Source organism: Brevibacillus brevis, from assembly GCF_031583145.1.
Classification (GTDB): Bacteria; Bacillota; Bacilli; order Brevibacillales; family Brevibacillaceae; genus Brevibacillus; species Brevibacillus brevis_E.
In genome coordinates this window covers 1,369,085-1,386,787 of sequence record NZ_CP134050.1, presented here as the reverse complement: position 1 = coordinate 1,386,787, position 17,703 = coordinate 1,369,085, and the positions used below count along the sequence as shown (strand labels likewise).

At 55.0% G+C, this 17,703-nt stretch carries 17 protein-coding genes; 4 read left to right on the top strand and 13 right to left on the bottom strand.

What is annotated here, in order from left to right:
* Positions 1-4 precede the first annotated feature (4 nt).
* The 3 genes from RGB73_RS07070 to RGB73_RS07060 all read right to left on the bottom strand — a co-directional run bounded on the left by RGB73_RS07070 (position 5) and on the right by RGB73_RS07060 (position 3,563).
* On the bottom strand, positions 5-1,975 hold the full coding sequence (locus tag RGB73_RS07070; protein ID WP_310770422.1) for a cbb3-type cytochrome c oxidase subunit I: 1,971 nt from the start codon (positions 1,973-1,975) through the stop codon (positions 5-7).
* A gap of 23 nt (positions 1,976-1,998) precedes the next feature.
* Positions 1,999-2,961 carry a cytochrome aa3 quinol oxidase subunit II gene (gene qoxA, locus RGB73_RS07065; protein WP_310770420.1) on the bottom strand — a complete coding sequence of 321 codons (963 nt, stop codon included), beginning with the start codon at positions 2,959-2,961 and terminating at the stop codon, positions 1,999-2,001.
* A 389-nt stretch (positions 2,962-3,350) separates the two neighbouring features.
* Positions 3,351-3,563, bottom strand: coding sequence for a hypothetical protein (locus RGB73_RS07060; protein ID WP_310770418.1), 213 nt, complete (start codon positions 3,561-3,563; stop codon positions 3,351-3,353).
* A gap of 258 nt (positions 3,564-3,821) precedes the next feature.
* On the opposite strand from RGB73_RS07060, the gene RGB73_RS07055 reads away from it, so the two are divergent.
* The 3 genes from RGB73_RS07055 to RGB73_RS07045 all read left to right on the top strand — a co-directional run bounded on the left by RGB73_RS07055 (position 3,822) and on the right by RGB73_RS07045 (position 6,804).
* Positions 3,822-5,468, top strand: a complete 1,647-nt coding sequence (locus RGB73_RS07055) for a sensor histidine kinase (protein WP_310770416.1) — start codon at positions 3,822-3,824, stop codon at positions 5,466-5,468.
* A complete protein-coding gene (locus tag RGB73_RS07050; protein ID WP_310770414.1) occupies positions 5,441-6,172 on the top strand; it encodes a response regulator in 732 nt (243 codons plus the stop codon). The genes RGB73_RS07055 and RGB73_RS07050 overlap by 28 nt, the downstream gene beginning before the upstream one ends.
* A 152-nt stretch (positions 6,173-6,324) precedes the next feature.
* Complete coding sequence (locus tag RGB73_RS07045; RefSeq protein WP_310770413.1) at positions 6,325-6,804, top strand: DUF6530 family protein; 480 nt, start codon at positions 6,325-6,327, stop codon at positions 6,802-6,804.
* Positions 6,805-6,871: 67 nt separating this feature from the next.
* On the opposite strand, the gene RGB73_RS07040 is transcribed toward RGB73_RS07045, so the two are convergent.
* The 7 genes from RGB73_RS07040 to RGB73_RS07010 form a co-directional block, all read right to left on the bottom strand.
* A complete protein-coding gene (locus RGB73_RS07040; RefSeq protein ID WP_310770411.1) occupies positions 6,872-7,654 on the bottom strand; it encodes a class I SAM-dependent methyltransferase in 783 nt (260 codons plus the stop codon).
* A gap of 16 nt (positions 7,655-7,670) precedes the next feature.
* A complete protein-coding gene (locus RGB73_RS07035) occupies positions 7,671-9,197 on the bottom strand; it encodes a tripartite tricarboxylate transporter permease (protein WP_310770409.1) in 1,527 nt (508 codons plus the stop codon).
* Between the two features lie 12 nt (positions 9,198-9,209).
* On the bottom strand, positions 9,210-9,671 hold the full coding sequence (locus RGB73_RS07030) for a tripartite tricarboxylate transporter TctB family protein (RefSeq protein ID WP_310770407.1): 462 nt from the start codon (positions 9,669-9,671) through the stop codon (positions 9,210-9,212).
* A gap of 79 nt (positions 9,672-9,750) precedes the next feature.
* Entirely contained in the window at positions 9,751-10,791 is a 1,041-nt protein-coding gene (locus RGB73_RS07025; RefSeq protein WP_310770405.1) for a tripartite tricarboxylate transporter substrate binding protein, read from the bottom strand.
* Between the two features lie 191 nt (positions 10,792-10,982).
* Entirely contained in the window at positions 10,983-12,059 is a 1,077-nt protein-coding gene (locus RGB73_RS07020; RefSeq protein ID WP_310770403.1) for an AbrB family transcriptional regulator, read from the bottom strand.
* Positions 12,060-12,286: 227 nt separating this feature from the next.
* The gene (locus RGB73_RS07015; protein WP_310770402.1) at positions 12,287-13,159 is read right to left on the bottom strand and encodes a LysR family transcriptional regulator; all 873 of its coding nucleotides are present in this window, start codon (positions 13,157-13,159) and stop codon (positions 12,287-12,289) included.
* Between the two features lie 3 nt (positions 13,160-13,162).
* A complete protein-coding gene (locus RGB73_RS07010) occupies positions 13,163-13,864 on the bottom strand; it encodes a TerC family protein (protein ID WP_310770400.1) in 702 nt (233 codons plus the stop codon).
* Between the two features lie 218 nt (positions 13,865-14,082).
* Between RGB73_RS07010 and RGB73_RS07005 the strand changes: the two genes are divergently transcribed.
* Positions 14,083-15,006: an ADP-ribosylglycohydrolase family protein gene (locus RGB73_RS07005; protein ID WP_310770398.1), complete on the top strand. Its 924-nt coding sequence runs from the start codon at positions 14,083-14,085 to the stop codon at positions 15,004-15,006.
* 134 nt (positions 15,007-15,140) lie between these two features.
* On the opposite strand, the gene RGB73_RS07000 is transcribed toward RGB73_RS07005, so the two are convergent.
* From RGB73_RS07000 to RGB73_RS06990, 3 genes are all read right to left on the bottom strand, one after another.
* A complete protein-coding gene (locus tag RGB73_RS07000; protein ID WP_310770396.1) occupies positions 15,141-15,446 on the bottom strand; it encodes a hypothetical protein in 306 nt (101 codons plus the stop codon).
* A 202-nt stretch (positions 15,447-15,648) separates the two neighbouring features.
* A complete protein-coding gene (locus RGB73_RS06995; protein ID WP_310770394.1) occupies positions 15,649-16,587 on the bottom strand; it encodes a DUF1177 domain-containing protein in 939 nt (312 codons plus the stop codon).
* A gap of 35 nt (positions 16,588-16,622) precedes the next feature.
* Positions 16,623-17,684 carry an S-methyl thiohydantoin desulfurase family protein gene (locus RGB73_RS06990; protein WP_310770392.1) on the bottom strand — a complete coding sequence of 354 codons (1,062 nt, stop codon included), beginning with the start codon at positions 17,682-17,684 and terminating at the stop codon, positions 16,623-16,625.
* Between the last annotated feature and the right edge of the window lie 19 nt (positions 17,685-17,703).

Below are 17,703 nucleotides of genomic sequence, written 5' to 3'. Positions count from 1 at the left end.
TGCATTAATAAAACCTCCCAAAAGAAGCCTCCGTGCGTCGCACTTCATCCACCTGTACGTAATAATCCGTATCGTATTGGAAGGAACGTGCCCACATGCACAGCGCTACGCCGATAAATCCAATGACGGCCATCCATACCCAGTGGAACGTAAAGCCGAATCCGACCAGGAACCAGAAGAGAGACATAATAAACGGAATACCCGAGTTTTTCGGCATATGGATCGGCTCCAGATGCACAGGTTCCTCTTTATAGGTGCCGTTCGCTTTGGCTTGTTTCGTCTCCCACCAGTCATCGGCAGATTTCACGGTAGGAACGACGGCGAAGTTGTAAAACGGTGCCGGAGAAGGAATCGACCATTCCAGCGTACGTGCATTCCACGGGTCGCCCGTTGTGTCGCGCTCGCCGTGCTTGATGCTGTAAGCGATTTGCCATACTTGGAAGATGAAACCGATCCCCATCAGGAACGCCCCGACAGTCGAGATCAGGTTGAGGTCAGCCCAACCGCGGTCCCATCCGTACGTGTAGTAACGACGAGTCATACCCATGAAGCCCAGTGCGTATTGCGGCATGAAGCAGACGTAGAAACCGATGTTCCAGAACCAGAAGCCCCAGCGTCCGAGCTTTTCGTCCAGCTTGAAGCCGAACAGTTTTGGCCACCAGTAGTAAATCCCTGCCAGGTAACCGAACACGACCCCACCGATCAACACTTGGTGGAAGTGGGCAATCAGGAAGTAACTGTTGTGGTACTGATAGTCGGCAGGAGCGACAGCCAGCATGACACCGGTCGCGCCACCTACGACGAAGCAAGGAATGAAGGCGATCGTCCACAGCATGGGCTGTTTAAAGGATATCCGGCCGCGGAACATTGTAAACAGCCAGTTGAATACCTTCACCCCGGTCGGGATCGCAATGACCATCGTCGATATCGCGAAGAACGCGATGACGCTGGCGCTGGTACCCATCGTGAAGAAGTGGTGAGCCCAGGTAAAGAACGATGCAATGGCGATGGCCATCAAAGCCCACACCATGGATTTGTAGCCGAAAATCGTTTTCTTCGAGAACGTCGCAACGACTTCAGAGAAAATACCGAATGCTGGTACGACTACGATGTATACCTCTGGGTGACCCCACATCCAGATCAGGTTGAGGTACATCATCGGATTGCCTCCGCCGCCCATGGTGAAGAAGTGGGCGCCTGCGAAGCGGTCAAGGAACAGCAGCGCGATCGTAACTGTCAAGATCGGGAAAGCAAAGATGATCATGATGCAGCTGGACAGTACGGACCAGCTGAACAGCGGCATTTTGGAAAGCTTCATGCCAGGAGCGCGCATTTTCAAAATGGTCACGATGAAGTTGATCCCCGTAGCCAAGCTACCGATACCGGAGATCTGTATCCCCCAGATCCAGAAGTTCTGTCCTGGTCCCGGGCTAAACTGGTTTTCGGACAGCGGCGGGTACGACAGCCAACCTGCATCCGGGGAACCCCCGATGACGAACGACAGGTTGAACAGCATCGCACCGAGCATGAACAGCCAGAAGCTGACTGCGTTCAGGAACGGATAGGCGACGTCGCGCGCGCCCAATTGCAGCGGAACGACCATGTTGAACAAACCAAACATCATCGGCATCGCCATGAACAAGATCATGATCGTACCGTGCGTTGTGAAAATGGCGTTGTAGTGATCCGAATGCAGGAATTCTACGTTCGGGAACGCCAGCTGCAAACGCATCAGGAGAGCGTCGACCCCACCGCGGAACAGCATGAGCAGCGAGGCGATCAAGTACATGATCCCGATTCGTTTATGGTCAACGGTAGTCAGCCATTCACGCCACAGCCAACCCCATTTTTTATACTTGGTAAGGACAAAGACGATCGCGACCATAGTCAGAGCAATAGAGACGTCTGCCCCGTAGATCAGCGGATCACCTGTAACAAAGAACGTGGACGCAAAATCCTTAATGTTCTCCCACACTTGGTAGTCCTCCTCTCTTTCCCTTAGTGATTCATGCCGGAATGATCCATTCCAGGCATCTGGCTCATGTCATGGTTCTGTCCTTTGTCATCGGCGGTTGCTTCTCCGTCCGGTTGGAAGACGTGATTCATGTCATGGCCGTGGCTGTATTTCTGAACAATCTCTTCAAACAAGCCTTTCGGGAAAGCAGAATACATTTTTTCATCGGATACGCCCGGCTTTTTCAGCTCATCGTATCCTTCCTTGGTCAATTCAGGCGTCGTGCCTTTCACTTCTTTTACCCACTGGTCAAACTCGTTTTGCGGCTTCGCTACCACTTTGAACTGCATGTGGGCAAAGCCTTCACCCGAGAAGTTCGCGCTAAAGCCAGCGAATTCGCCAGGTTTATCGGCTTGCAGGTACAGCTCCGTAGCCATGCCGGACATCGCGTAAATCTGGCCGCCCAGCTCAGGTACCCAGAACGAGTTCATTGGCGCTTCGGCAGACACTTGGAAATGAATCGGCACACCAGCTGGAATTTCTAAGTAGTTGACCGTAGCAATATTTTGATCCGGGTAAGTAAACATCCATTTCCAATCCAGCGCCGTGACTTGGATTGTCATCGGCTTCACTGCTTGATTCGGGTTCTCCTTCAAGGCGTATGTGTCACGCACCGTGAAATAGCCCAAAATGGCGATAATGACGACCGGAATCCCCCACCAGATAACCTCGAGAGCCGTGTTATGCGCCCAAGTCGGTTTGTAAGGTGCCTTGTTCTCTGGTGTATCGCGATATCGATATACGATAAAAGCGGTAAGCGCGAGAACGGGAACAATTATGATTGCGCACAAAATCACCGAGATGATAATGAGATTGTACTGCGTTTCGGCAACGGGTCCCTTCGGATTCAGGACAAGATAATCATTTCCACATCCGGACAGCAGGACGGTTGCTAAAGCTGCCAAGACCCAAAAATGAAATTGCCTCAGCATTTTTCCTCCACTCATTCTCCTAATCCCTCCCTCTTTCACACAACGACAAAAATGCATGGACCTATTTTTTTAATGCAGGTGAACACATGTCATAACCGCATCTACATACTATCAGAGAGCCGTTCATTTTGTACTTCTTTTTTGCTTCGTTCAAGATTTCGTAGTTTTTCTGTGACAAAGTGTTCACAAGGCAGTCACGAGTTGATCATAATATTGCTATGAATCCCCTCCACTTCACATTGCGACCCAAAAATGGCTGCAATGCCCAGAACGCAAAACAAGCCCGGCGCATCAACGATTGCGCCGGGCTTATTCACTCCAAATAAAAACCTCTCATTATTATAGTCGCCATCAGCGTCCCAAAATGAGAGGTTCACATTTTTCTTCGGATTTGGATCAAGCTGTCACACTTCCTGTTTGCGGATGGTCATCAAACGGAAGACTGTGCTCAGCAGGAAGATGTTCATGCCCGCGATCAGGAATCCGATCGACACCATCAGCGGGAAGTTTTCCGATCTGAAATCGCTTACATTCAGCGTGAATAACAAAGCGCCGATAATCGTTGCCGTCCAAGCCATCCATCTCAATGTGTTCGCTGCTTTTCTGTCGGTATTCATATCACAAGACCCCTGTCTTCGTATATTTTCGTTTCTCTCTGATGACTACATTGTAACATAAAATTCATTTGATGTTCATATTTTGTTCAATTTTTCATAAAAAAATTGTCAAAAGTTTTTCCGTAAAGCTATTGGCGCTTGTCTTGTTACATTTTTCCTTTGTGTCACATTTGTGAAGTCGGCACCGTGGTATTGATATATAATAGAGAGAGGAAACGTTTTCATTCATCCTGATAAGTCATCAAAGGTGGTTTGCCGATGGTCCCTACCCGATCGAATGGCCGGGTCAGTCTCTTGACCCAAATGGTCCTGCTTATTTCCATCGTCGTGCTGATCAGCATGGGGATTGGAACGGCCCTATTTTCCAACATATTGGATGACATTCTCGACCGCTATATCGGCCAGCAGGCTATGACCGTAGCCAAGCTCGCCGCCATGAACGAGCGCATCATCAACGCCTTTGACACCGCCGATCCTTCGGCGACGATACAGCCGATCGCCGAGACGATCCGGGTCGCCACCGGAGCCAGCTACGTCGTCATCGGGAACAAGGATGGCATCCGCTACTCGCATTACAACCCCCAGCTGATCGGACAGGTCATGGGGACGAGCAACGATCCCGTCTTTTTGGAAAACCGCTCCGTCATCTATCGGGGCTCCGGCGTTTCCGGTCCCGCGATCAAGGCGAAGACCCCCATCCTCAACAAACGGGGAGAGACGATCGGAGTCTCTTCCGTGGGATTCGTCATGAGCGATGTGGAAAAACGGGTGGATGAGTACAAGGATCGAGTCGTCTTGGCCTCTCTCCTGCTTTTGGCTATCGGAATTTTGGGGGCAATTGTCATCGCCAGGCGCGTCAAGCGGTTGATCTTCGGGCTCGAACCGGAAGAGATCTCGTTTTTGTTTACCGAAAAAGCAGCCATTCTCGAATCCATCCGTGACGCTACCGTAGCGGTGGACATGCACGGACGCGTCGTTTCCATGAACAAGCGCGCCCGCGAGCTGCTGCAAGAGGATTTGACGGTAGGAAAGCCGATTGGCAGCCCGCAGCTACGCGGCATCATCCAGTCCGTCAGCCAGGGCAGGCAAGAGGCAAATGTAAAAATCTTGCTGGGCCACGAAATATTCATCACGGATTACTCTCCGATTCTCAGCGACAATCGAGTGAGGGGTGTCGTCTTCACGTTCCGCCCGGAGTCCGAAATCGAGCAGCTGACGGAAGAGATCACGAAAATCAGCTCCTTCTCGGACAACATGCGCGCCCAGCATCACGAATATTTGAACCGTTTGAACACCATCTACGGCCTCATCTTGCTGGGAGAGCACGACAAAGCTCTGGAGATGATCTCCGGCGAGGTCAAGGAACGGCAAGACATCCTCGCCTTCCTCATGAGCTCGGTAAAGGATCCGTTCATCGCCGCTTGCCTGCTCGGCAAAATCAACCGCTCCAAAGAGTTGAAGGTCACGTTGGAGCTGGACCAGGACAGCCAGCTGGCGGATATTCCTGAAGGGATGAACACGAAGGTGCTGGTCACGATCCTCGGCAACCTGATCGACAACGCCATGGAGGCCGCCCTCGAGAATAGAGGAATAGAGGCTTCTGTCCACGTTTCCTTTACAGACTTGGGCCGGGATCTTATTTTTGATATCGAAGACAACGGAAAAGGAGTTCCCGGCGAGATGCAATCCCGTATCTTTGAAAGCGGTGTCACATCGAAGCCGGGCGAAAATCGCGGGCTTGGGCTCGCTCTGGTGAAAAACGCCGTCGAGCTGCTGCACGGCCATATCACCATCGGAAAAAGCGACCTGGGCGGCGCACGCTTCACCGTCGCCGTGCCTAAACATTTGGAATTGGAAGAAGAGAGGGGCATCCCGCTATGTCAGACAAGCCTATTACCGTCATGATCGTGGAAGATGACGAGATCGCAGCGAGGATTTACGAGCAGTTCACACAAAAGCTGGACGGATTCCAGATCATTGCCACTGCCACGACTGGCAGGCAGGCATTGGACATGCTTCAGGTCGTCACCCCCGATGTGCTGCTCCTGGACAATTATTTGCCGGACATGCACGGGATCGACCTGCTTCGCGAGGTACGGAAGCAGTTTCGCGGAATCGACGCGGTGATGATCACAGCGGCGAACGACGTGGAAACGGTGCGCGAGGCGATACGCGGCGGCGCATTCAGCTACATCATCAAGCCGATCATGATCGACAAATTCATGTCGACCCTGGAGCAATACGCGAGCACGCGCCGCCAGCTGCAGCAGCAAACCACGATGGACCAGTCCGCCGTCGACAAGCTGTTCACAAAGGCGGCTCCCTCCTCCGCTCCGAGGCCGAGCGAAGGCGTCGCTGTACTCCCGAAAGGAATCGACAAGCTGACTCTCAAGCTGATTCGCGACAAAATGCAGGCGACCGGCCACAGCGTGAATGCGGACGACTTGGCAGCCATGGCCGGCATGAGCCATTCCACGGTACGCAGATACCTGGAGTTCTTGGTCTCGATCAACGAAGTGACCGTCGAGACGTTCTACGGAACAGTCGGCCGTCCTGAACGGAAGTACCGCTGGGCTGCTGGGGCAGACAAGATGATGCGGGATGCGTAGGAGTAAGTGTAAGGCCGGCGATTGCACCTCTTTCGCCGGCCTGTTTCATTGGCAAGGCATCGCCCTTCGTTTGACAAATGGGCTTGCAGCCAGTACAATTCAAATCAATTGTTTAGTAGTTTACTAAAGCAGTAACCGACAGGAGGTTACCCATGAAAATTCCTACGACGTTGAAGCATAAACCGGTCATCGTATCCGACAATTATGAGAAAGTAGACGGCAGAAACGCCAATCACACCGACGCGAAAGGCCTGTCGCTCGGCTTGGCCCAGTGGAATGACCGCGGAAAGGTGGACATTTCCGCCAAGGTCTGGAGGCACACCGGCGAAAAATGGTCCCGCCAGTCCGAGGAATTGCCGCTGCATCGCGTCCTCGACCTCGCCATTCTCGTCTGCAGGGCAAAGCTTCATTTCCGTGAGGCCTATCGGTACGAGAACCTCTACGACGAGGAAAAGCCCATGATCGATCGCGTCGGATTGCAAGGCGACGCCATGACGGTGGCCGTATGCACGGACAATGAAAATATCAACGAAGACATCCGCCTGTTCAACCAGGCGCTCAGCAACGACGATGAAATGATCAGCGAACGCTTGCGTGTCTTGTCCCGAATTCTGAAAGAAATGGGCTATTAAGACTCATGAGATTGGCAGCAAGAAAAGTCCCCGCCGAAATTCCAGCGGGGACTTTTCCTTTTCGTACCTATTCTGCTTTCACAAACATCGCCATCCACTCGTCTACCTGGATGGACACGACTTCCCCGCCTTCCGTGACGACGGAAAAGTATTCGTGAATCTCCTTGTCTCCGCCCAGGATATGGGCAGTGACCTCAGTGACTTGCTCCTCCGACTCGGCGGTTCGCCTCACCCACGTCGCATACGGAAAGGTCTTTTTCCGGATGCGCGACTGACTTTCGGAAAGACCTGCACGCTCCATCCACGCCAGCCATTCGCTGCGGGAGTAGCTGCGCACGTGGCTCGTATCCCTGAGCTTTTCCAGCGTGTTGACAAAGCGGTCCAGCTTTTCTTCCTCCGGCGCGATGTTGTCGATCAGGACGAACTTCCCGCCCGGCTTCAGGACGCGGGCGACTTCCTGCACGAACGCCTGCGGATCCGGAAAGTGGTGGGCAGCGATCCGGCATACTGCCGCATCGAATGAGGCGTCCAGGAAAGGCAGCGCCTCCGCGTCAGCGACAACGTAAAAGACGTTGCGGCAATGCGCATCCAGATGCTTTCGCGCCGCTTCCAGCATAGGCCGGGTCAAATCCGTCGCGAACACCTGCCCGACCTGATCCGCGATCTTCTTCGTCGCATGTCCGCCGCCCGTCGCCACGTCCAGGACAACCCAGTCCGGAGACGGCGTCAGCCATGGCACCAGCAGGGAGAGATCGTCTCCTGTCGCGTGCGTCTGGCTGGACACGTACTTTTCGGCGTTGGCTCCGAACTGCTGTTTGACTTCTTCCTTGATTTTCGCGTCATCACGCATGGAATCCGTCCTCCTTTTAGCCTTCTACGTTCACGACTACTTTCTTGCCGCGCATTTTCATGATCAGCGGCACGGTGATCCAGAGCACTGCGATGATCAGGAAGATCAGCGATACCGGCTTTTCGATGAAGATGGAGAAATCTCCGTTGGATGTCGTCAAGGCGCGCCGCAGGTTGTTCTCAATCATTGGCCCCAAGACGAGACCGAGGACCAGCGGAGCCATCGGGAAGTCGTTTTTCGCCAGGAAGTAGCCAACGACACCGCAGATGAGCAGCAGCACCAGATCAAAGACGGAGACTCGTACCGCGTATACACCGAAGATGGAAATCGCGACAATCATCGGGATCAAGTATTTGGGCGGCGTCTCGATCAGCTTGGCAAACACCTTTACGAGCGGCATGTTCAGGATCAGCAGCATCAGGTTTCCGATGAACATGCTGGCGATCAAGCCCCACGCGATCGACGGATGCTCGTCAAACAGCAGCGGACCTGGCTGCACGTTGTACATGATGAGGGCGCCCATCAGCACGGCGGTCGTCCCTGTTCCCGGGATCCCCAAGGTCAACAGCGGAATCATCGCCCCGCCCGAAGCCGCGTTGTTGGCCGACTCCGGAGCGGCTACGCCGGCAATGGCCCCTTTTCCGAACTTCTCCGGATTTTTGCTGATTTTCTTTTCCAGCAGGTACGCGAGGAACGAAGCCAACGTAGCGCCGGAGCCTGGCACGATTCCTTTAAAGAAGCCGACCAGCGAGCCGCGGATGATTGGCCCCGCGCTCTCCTTCAGGTCCTGTTTGGTAGGCAGGATGCGGGATATTTTGGCGATTTCGCCGTCGTTTACATCCTTCTCCAGGATCGTCTTGAACACTTCTCCCAGTGCGAATACACCAACCGCGATCGTCAAAAACTCGAGACCGGAATACAGCTCCGGCATGTCAAATGTAAAGCGGGCCACGCCGGACACGTTGTCCATCCCGATGGTTGCCAGAAGCAATCCGAACACGGTCATAATGAGCGCTTTCGTGACCGACTTGCCCGCCAGTCCGCTCAGGGCGCACAGTCCGAGAATCATCAGGGAAAATTCATCCGCCGGACTGAGCTTGAGCGCGACATTCGAGAGCGGTTCAGCCAGGAAGACCAGACCGATCAGCGAGACGATCCCCGCCACGAACGAGCCGATCGCCGCGATCGCCAGGGCGACGCCGGCCCGACCCTGCTTGGCCATCGGGTAGCCGTCCAGCACGGTGACGACGGAGGACGACTCTCCGGGCGTGTTCAACAGAATGGAAGTCGTGGAGCCTCCGTACATGGCCCCGTAATACACCCCTGCCAGCAAAATGATCGCGCTGGTCGCCGCATCCTCCGGCGGCAGTCCGCCCGTAAGCGAAGCCGTCACGGGAATCAGCAAGGCGACGCCGCTGATCGGCCCGATCCCCGGGAGTACGCCGACGACCGTCCCGATCAGTACGCCGACAAAGGCGAAGATGAGATTTTGCCATTGCATGGCCGTGGCAAATCCGCCGAGCAAATAATGAAACGCATCCATGTCAGCCACCTCCTAAAAGCCTAACCATGTCGGTAATCCAGGCAATGTCCCATCCAAAACGTTTACGTACAGAAAGTAAACCCCAAAGGAAAACCCGCCGGAGATGAGCACGCTGGACAGCCACTTGCCTTTCTGCATCGTCTGAAACCCGACCAGAAGGAAGAGGAACGTGCTCACGACGTAGCCGATCTCCTCGAGCAGCAGCGCGTAGAGCAATGCCGCCACCAGGACGATAAGGAACCGTTTGTAATCCAGCGCAGGTCCCGACTTTTTCTCCTCTTGCTTGTATTTGAACGTCTCGTAAAACAGGCGCAGGCTGAGAACGATCAACAGGGAGCCCAGCCCCAGCGGAAAGATGTTCGGACCGACATTGCTGCCGTATGCGCTCGCGGAGATGTTCCCGCTGCCGATCACAAACGCTGCTCCGAGTACGAGAAACAGCAGGCTGGCGTAGCGGTCAAATGCTTTGCTCACGTGTGGTCCTCCTTTTTATCGAGAATCGGGAAAGGGAGAGAAGAAGAGTCATTCCTCCTCCCTCCCGCCTCCGCTTTGCTTACTTCGCCATGTTGAGCAGCGTCAAGATTTCCTTGAACATTTTTTCTTGCTCGGCCAGGTAGCTCTTGAAGTCGGCTCCGTTTTTGTAGCCGTCATCCCAGCCATTTGTCTCCAGTTCCTTTTTCCATTCCGGTGTTTCCGTCATGGCTTTCAGCTTTTCTTCCCAGAACTTGACCGCTTCCGGAGACATTTCTTTCGGTCCGAACACTCCGCGCCAGTTGATCAGCTCGGTGTCGTAGCCGGATTCTCTGTAAGTCGGGATGTCCTTGAACATGCCCTTCAGACGCTCAGGGGAAGATACGCCCAAGATTCTTACCTTGCCGGATTTCATGTATTCGCCGGAGCCCGATACGTCCGTCGCCAGCACGTCCGCATTTCCGCCGAGCAAGGCCGCGATCGCTTCGCCTCCGCCGTCGTAGGAGATGTACTTGATGGTTTTCGGATCGATTCCTGCTTTTACTGCCGGCATCAGGAACGTCAAGTGGTCAAGCGAGCCCGGTGCGGATCCGCCCGCTACGGTGACCTTCGTCGGATCAGCCTTGATCGCGTCCATCAGCGATTTCAGGTCTTTGTACGGAGAGTCCGCCGCTACCACGATTGCTCCGTAGTCTTTCGTCAGCTGGGCCAACGGAGTCATGTCATTGTAGGAATGAGGGCTGTTGCCTTCTTTTTTCAGGTTGTTGATGATGATTGGCGTCGAAGGGAGCAGGAGCTTGTAGTTGTTTTTCTTGTCCTGCGACACGAAGTCCGCCAAGCCGACTGCCTGTCCGCCGCCCGGTTTGTTCTCGACGGTGATGGTCTTGTCCACCAGCTTGGTCTCCGCCATGACCTTGGCGAGCGATCTCGCCGTTTTATCCAAGCCGCCGCCCGCTCCGGATGGCGCTGTCACCACGATCGGTTTTTCCGGGTAGGTAGACGCTTTGTCCCCGCCGCCAGCGGCCGTCTGCCCACCGCCGCCTCCACAGGCTGCCAGGCTGAGCGCCAGCGCGGAAGTCAAGAGCACACCGGTCCACTTCGTCCATTTCTTCGTTTGTTTCATCTGTCATGCCCCCTAATGTTGATAGCGTTTTCAACTAAGGAGATCATAGCACCGACTGAAAGCGCTTCCTAGTTTGTTCAGATATTTTGGATAAACGCCATTTTTACGATTGTTTTCATTTTTTTCACGGCAAAGAGGCCTGGCGCTCACCTTCGTGAACACACAGGCCGTTCCTTCATTGATTCGATTCGCTAGGCGCTCCTCTGCCCGGCTTCGCCTTGCGCTTTCGCACGGCGGTGCCGATTCACCCACGTCCGTACGCCGAAGGAAAACAGCGTGAGGACAAAGAGCACCCGAAACAGTTGAAACGCGGTGACCAACAGCGGATCAGCCCCAATGGTCAAGGCGGTCAGGCTCATCTCTGCGATTCCGCCCGGTGCGGTAGCCAGGATCGTCGTCAGTACATCGGTGGCCGTCGCGAGCGAGATGCCGACCGCAAGCGCCAGCGTCATGACGAACAGCAAGACGGAATGCACCAGGCCAAACAGGAAGTACCGGCGGTTTTTGGCGATATCCTCCCGCTTGAAGCCGAGCCCGATACTCACCCCGATGAAGACCTGCGCGGTTTTCGTCAAGAATCCTGCCAAAGCAGGGTTTTCCCCGGCAATGGGAGTGTTCATGCAAACCAGTGCGGTCAAGAGCAGTGCGCCGAGCAAATACGGAGCGGGAATCGAGCAGCGCGAGGCGAGCCACGCTCCGATCGCTCCCACGGCAAGGATGATGAGCGTCTGTGTGACGCCCAGCACGTGCCCACTCACCGCGGCCTGCGCCTGCATGTGATGAGGCAGCCACGTGACGATAAACGGCGTGCACAGCACGATGATGACGGCCCGCAGCGAGTGGAAAATCGAGATGACCTGCTGGTTTCCCCCGACCGTCTGGCCAATCGTCACCATCTCGGATAAACCGCCGGGGATATTGCTGAAGATCGCGGTAATCGCGTCCACCTTGCTGACTTTATGAAACACCCAGGCGTTGCCCAGACTGATGAAAATGGTCAAAATGGTGGCAATCAGCATCAAACCGATGTGACCTGTCATGGCCCCCCAAATTTCAGGCGTCATGCGCAGGCCAAGCGATATGCCGATCACGATCAGGCCGATTTGACGAAACCAGCGCGGCAGCCACAGGGTTTTCACCCCGAAAAAAACGCAAGCGACAGTCGCGACCAACGCCCCGATCAGCCATGGCAACGGACTGTGGATAGCCGCGAACAATAGCCCTCCCGCCGCTCCCAGCAGCAGTGTCATGCACATGCGCAAAAGCATGGAAATCCCTCTTTTCTCTGTGACGTTGCAGGATGTTTTGTGATGAGGTATCCCCAGTGTAAAACAATCGCTCTACAAGAAAAAATACAAAAAGGTTATCGCTTGCGATTCCCCGCGCGAATGTCTGGCCGAGGCGCGGCCCATAAAAGAACGGCCGCTGTGCACATGCTCGTCCATGCGCAGCGGCCGTCCCAGTAGCTTCCCAGTTTCGCATATTCCCCGGCAATTCACTCGGGGACCTGCAAGTCGATTTGTTCCATAAAGTGTACGAAAGCCTTGACCATCTGCAGCTCCAGCGAATCGGCATGGTAAAACATCCACGTCTTTCGCTTGAGCGGCTTCCCGGTCTCTGAAGTCAATTCGATCATGTGCAGGTCTTCCTTCCCAATCAGGACAACCCGTGGGAGAATGGCGTATCCAAGTCCGCTCGCCACCATTTCGCTGCATGTATCCGCCTTGTCGACCTCCATGCCGATCAGCGGCGGCTGGGAGTAATGCTTCGTCCACCAGCTATCGACCAAGGCTCGCAGCAGCGGGTCGGTTTCGTAGTCGACGCGCGGCAGCGAGGGCAGGTCTTCCAGCGAGATCGGATCCCGGGAGACGACGCAGACCGATTCCTCGAACAGAAGCAGCTTCTGGTCAGTCCAGTTGTAGTCCCCACGCACGAAGCCGACATGCACGTCCTGATTGTACACGGACTTATAGACGTCTTTGCTCCAGCCGGTAACGACCTTGAATTCGACGTTCGGGTATTGCTCCTTGAAGCTTTTCAGGATCATGGGGAGCTTGTACCGGGCAAAGTAATTGGAAACCCCCAGCCGCAGCGTACCGTTTACTTCGTCTCCCATGTTCAGGACATTCTCCTTGATATTGCGCAGGCGCATCAGCATGTCATCCGCACATTTGGCCAAATACTCGCCCTGTGGGGTAAAGTGCACGCCCCTGCTCCCCCGCTGCACGATCTGCACGCCAAACTCTTTCTCGATCTGGCGCAAGCGCTTGGTCAAGGCTGGCTGGGAAATGTAAAGGAGCTCCGCCGTCCTGGTAATATTCTGCTCCTGAAACAGCGTTTGCAAAATATGCCAATCGCGATATTCCATGTATTACAGTGTCTCCGCGTGATCTTTCGCCAAGCTGCTCGCTTTTTTCTTCTCCGCTTTGCGCTTGAGGTAATTCCCCACCGCGATGACGACCAGCGCCAGCGCTACCGGCAAAATGATGTGCAGCGCAGGCAGGGATTCCTCGATAAAGCCCCCGACGAGCTTGTCGCCTACGATCATCTCGCCTGCCGTATAACCGAGAAGTGCTGCTCCCAACAGTACGATGATCGGAAAACGGTTCATCAGCTTCATCAACAGCTGGCTGCCCCAGATAATCAAAGGAATGCTGATGGCCAGACCGATGACAACCAACACCAGGTTGCCGCCCGCAGCCCCTGCCACCGCGATCACGTTGTCCAGGCTCATGATCAGGTCGGCAAAAATAATGGTCTTGAGTGCTTCCTTCATATTCGAGCCGCTACTGATATGGCTGTCTTCGTCTTCCCCCTTCAATAGCTTGACGGCAATCCAAATGAGCAGCAGTCCACCGACTACCTGGACGAGCGGAATTTTCAGCAGCCAGATGGCGATAAAGGTCAGGATTACGCGCAGCGCGATAGCGCCGAAGCTTCCCCAGAAGACCGCCTTTTTTTGCAGTTCCGGGTTCAAGTTGCGACAGGCCAGGGCGATCACGACCGCATTGTCGCCGCTGAGCACCAGATTTACGATAATAATTTGCAAGAGACTAAGCAATAATTCTGTCATGATAGCTCCCTCCTAAACTATAACCATAGTGTCAATAATAGACCTTTCTCACTCGTTGCGCAGTATTAATTTCATTAATTGCATAAATTTTTCGGGTGTATCCGGCACATTGCCCCATCGTAATCTAGTATTCCCTCCCCTCCCGCAGGAGAACTTTTTGCAGGTGACGTACGTCCTATTAGGTAGAAGCATTCAATTCCATCACAGGAGGAGTTCCGTTGGAGAAATATACAGGAAGCTTGCTTGGCCTTGCGATTGGAGATGCGCTGGGCGCCACGCTCGAGTTTTGCAGACCAGGTACATTCGAACCGATCCAGGAGATCGTGGGCGGCGGCGTGCATGACCTCGAACCCGGTGAGTGGACGGACGACACTTCGATGGCTCTCTGTCTGGCAGAAAGTTTGCTGCACGCTGGCGGCTTCGACCCGCATGATCAAATGATGCGCTATGTGAAATGGTACCGAGAAGGCTACATGAGCAGCAAAGACCATTGTTTTGACATCGGCAATGCCACTAGGGAAGCCTTGCATACGTTTGAAAAAAACGGAGAGCCTTTCTCTGGCTCTAGGGATCCATGGTCCGCCGGGAACGGCTCGATCATGCGGCTTGCCCCTGTCCCATTGTACTATGAGCAAGACCCGATCCTTGCGCTAGAAATGTGTGCCCGCAGCTCGCTCACGACACATGCGGCAAAAGCAGCAGTCGACGCGTGCAAATATTTGGGCGGATTGATCATCGGTGCGGTTCGAGGCGTTTCCAAGGACGAGCTTCTCTCCGAATTCTATTCGCCTGTCCCTGGTTATTGGTCCACAGAGAGGTTGGCTCCAGAGCTCTCCCCCGTCGCAAAGGGCTCCTATAAAAAGAAAGGCGCCTCACAAGTAAAAGGATCGGGATACGTAGTAGAGTCGTTGGAAGCGGCGCTTTGGGCTTTCCATCACGGCTCCACATTTGAAGAGGGGCTCCTGCTGGCAGTCAATCTGGGAGACGATGCCGATACGACCGGGGCGGTCTACGGCCAGATCGCGGGGGCCTACTACGGAAGAAGCGGCTTGCCTGAGCGGATGATCCATGTCATCAAGCAACGAGAGTTCATCGAATCCGTCGCCGAACGGTTATGGAGGCAGAAATATACCCTTACATGAAGAAATTCTCCCAAAATAAAACCCTGTGCATCCGGTTGGCCGAGACACACAGGGTTTGCTCTTTCTTTTCTATTCGCTTTTCCCGCCTGATCTCGTTCAGTCGGGCGCCCAGCTATGGTCTCGCTGCGCAGATTTTACGAGCGCATATATCGATACATGGCGTAATCGGTCCGCACCTTTCGTATGGCCAGCCATACGGGCAGCCCTCTCGCGACCCATCTCAGCGCCGACATGATGTTTTGCTCGTCTTCGAACTGCTCGACGATGACAATCGTTTTTTCATTGATGTACGATTGCAGCTCGTCCCAGCCCATTTCCGAGTAAGCGTCCCGCCCGTGCGTCCTCAGCTCGAGGAAGTCCTCGCGCTTGGGATCTTTCAACTGGATGAGGCGACTGATGGCTCTGGCGCATTCGGGATGAATCATATGGTTGGACGGCATGGCATCTGGTTCCTTTCTCTGTTCGGTCCTTCCTTAGACTGTTCGCTTTCTCGCCCGGGATTCCTCCTTAGGAGCAGTTTCTGGATACAACAAGAAAGGGGCTGCGGTGGGAAAGCATATTCCCGTCTTCGTTTCGTGCTTCGCCTCGCAAAAAGGACAGGGATTCTCTCCCTGTCCTTCCCTGTCCCGCATTCATTCACCCTTATTCTTCTCTGCCCATCGTTTGCAGCATTTTCATCGAACCGTAGCGGCCCAGCAAATTGGCGAACTCGGCTTCGTCGTAGAAGGTGGAGACGCCAGCCGTGTACTCTTTCGCGACTTCAACCGCGAATTTGACGGCAAGGGCGATGTCCCCTTCGTGGCTCGCACCTGTGCCGCAGCCGGGAACGGTGCTCTGTGCAGTGATGGCTACGCCTACGACCGGTGCGTCCGTAGCGACGGACGGCTGCAGGATGCTGTTGATGTGGAACAGGTCGTTGCCGTACGGCGTGATGTCCTGCGTCGTGATCGGGAATGTGACAGGCAGCTGGCCGGTCGTCATTTCCATGACGCGAAGCAGGTCCTCGCTGACGCGCAGAATATAGCCTTCCTTGACCGTCGGCGAGATGGCGATGCCTTTATGGTTGATGATGCGGTTCCCTTTGGTCGTGTCGATCGACAGAAGCGCCTCCATCTCGGGTACCACTTCATACCGGTTCATCGTCAAAATATCGACTGGCGAACTCATGAAGTCCACGGGCTCATGCGGCTGCGTAGGAGCATCCGGGCAGATGTGGGTGCTGACGATGACATCACCTTCGAGCACGTCGCCGTTTTTCTGCATGTCCGCCAGCTTCAGGGCGGAAGCAACCGCTGCGATTGCGCCGTCCGCGTCGGACACCATCCCGATGCGGCTCGGACGTGCACCGATGCCTCCCAATCGTCCGACGATCCCGAATGTCGGCGCACTCCCGCCAGAGGATTTCCCGTTTTTGCCCGGGATCACGATCTTGACGAAGTCGGTGCTTCCTTCCTCCCCCGTGACCGTTTGCACGCTGACCGTCACCTCGGGATACGGGCGAAACAGTTCCTTGATGGTTTCCCCGTTGGCGTACGCGCTGTCCAGCGCTTCATAGACGGTGATCGTTTGTTTCCATGACATGCTTGTTCCCTCCCTGATCGTGGATGTTGCCGTATTTACGCAAAGATGTAGGACAAAATCGGTTTGTTTACGGCGCTTTCCACCGAAGCCATCAGCTGTGGATTGCGCATCGTCGCTCCAAGAATCAAATGTTCCTTCGGGACGTGGATGACTGCGAGCTTCTGGCCTTTTTCGACTTCGGCGGAAACGATCGGCTTGGCTGTCTCGGCATCCATCGTCATGATGAGATCCGGGAACGTTCCCAGGCGCTCGCCGTTTACTTCCAAGGTCATGTATTCGTTCCAGAATGTCAGCTCGTGGCCGTTGATGACGACGCGGCCTACATCGAACCCGCCGGCGGTATTCAGCGAAAATTCGTCCACGACGCCCTCCGCGACGACTCTGCCTCCGAGCTTTTGGCAGACGGCGTCGATCGCCGCCTCCCCTTTCGAACCGAGCAGCGCTTCCCCTACCTCGATCGCTTGGCGAATGGCTCCGGGAGCTCCGTTTTCCCTGGCGTAGGCGGCGCTCACAGGGTTGCGGGCGACGACGACCAAACCGCCGGCTTCCACGGACACTTTGCGGACCAGACCCGCCGCTTGCTGCAGGCGGCCGCTTACGACGACCTCGTGATAGCGCTCGTCTTTTCCGCCTACTGCCGCTTGATGAGAGAGGAATCCGTCCAGCTGGTGCAGGTTCATCGCCCCCATCACGCCTGTCGGATGGGCTCGTCCATTGCAAGGCGAATCGATTACCGGAAGCCCGGTCACGGCCGCCTGGAACCAGCCGTTTACCGTCGTGCCCGCACCGTTTTCGTTGGTGATGATTCCCTTGATCGGCTGGCCGATCGTCCGCTCCAACAGCTGCAACGCCCGCACGTAGTGCATCGGTTTGGTGTATTGATCCGCGGCGGCTGGTGCCCCTACCAGCGCTACCGTCGCCAGCAAATCGTCGTCGTGCATCTCGTCGGACGTGTACAGCTGCGGGGTGCCGACTTCCAGCGCGAGGCGCCCGGTTTCCAGCCCGTCCTCCAGCCAGCCGCCACCGCCGCCGCCCAATACGCATCCGCCGTACACGGCAGCTTCCATCATGGATGTGGTCAAGGTCACTTTCGCCATTTGTGATTCCTCCATCTCA

Excerpts from the sequence above, each read along its gene's own strand:
- qoxA (WP_310770420.1), bottom strand. The coding sequence starts at position 2,961 with ATGAGTGGAGGAAAAATGCTGAGGCAATTTCATTTTTGGGTCTTGGCA.
- RGB73_RS07060 (WP_310770418.1), bottom strand. The coding sequence starts at position 3,563 with ATGAATACCGACAGAAAAGCAGCGAACACATTGAGATGGATGGCTTGG.
- RGB73_RS07055 (WP_310770416.1), top strand. The coding sequence starts at position 3,822 with ATGGTCCCTACCCGATCGAATGGCCGGGTCAGTCTCTTGACCCAAATG.
- RGB73_RS07050 (WP_310770414.1), top strand. The coding sequence starts at position 5,441 with ATGTCAGACAAGCCTATTACCGTCATGATCGTGGAAGATGACGAGATC.
- RGB73_RS07045 (WP_310770413.1), top strand. The coding sequence starts at position 6,325 with ATGAAAATTCCTACGACGTTGAAGCATAAACCGGTCATCGTATCCGAC.
- RGB73_RS07040 (WP_310770411.1), bottom strand. The coding sequence starts at position 7,654 with ATGCGTGATGACGCGAAAATCAAGGAAGAAGTCAAACAGCAGTTCGGA.
- RGB73_RS07035 (WP_310770409.1), bottom strand. The coding sequence starts at position 9,197 with ATGGATGCGTTTCATTATTTGCTCGGCGGATTTGCCACGGCCATGCAA.
- RGB73_RS07025 (WP_310770405.1), bottom strand. The coding sequence starts at position 10,791 with ATGAAACAAACGAAGAAATGGACGAAGTGGACCGGTGTGCTCTTGACT.
- RGB73_RS07020 (WP_310770403.1), bottom strand. The coding sequence starts at position 12,059 with ATGCTTTTGCGCATGTGCATGACACTGCTGCTGGGAGCGGCGGGAGGG.
- RGB73_RS07015 (WP_310770402.1), bottom strand. The coding sequence starts at position 13,159 with ATGGAATATCGCGATTGGCATATTTTGCAAACGCTGTTTCAGGAGCAG.
- RGB73_RS07010 (WP_310770400.1), bottom strand. The coding sequence starts at position 13,864 with ATGACAGAATTATTGCTTAGTCTCTTGCAAATTATTATCGTAAATCTG.
- RGB73_RS07000 (WP_310770396.1), bottom strand. The coding sequence starts at position 15,446 with ATGCCGTCCAACCATATGATTCATCCCGAATGCGCCAGAGCCATCAGT.
- RGB73_RS06995 (WP_310770394.1), bottom strand. The coding sequence starts at position 16,587 with ATGTCATGGAAACAAACGATCACCGTCTATGAAGCGCTGGACAGCGCG.
- RGB73_RS06990 (WP_310770392.1), bottom strand. The coding sequence starts at position 17,684 with ATGGCGAAAGTGACCTTGACCACATCCATGATGGAAGCTGCCGTGTAC.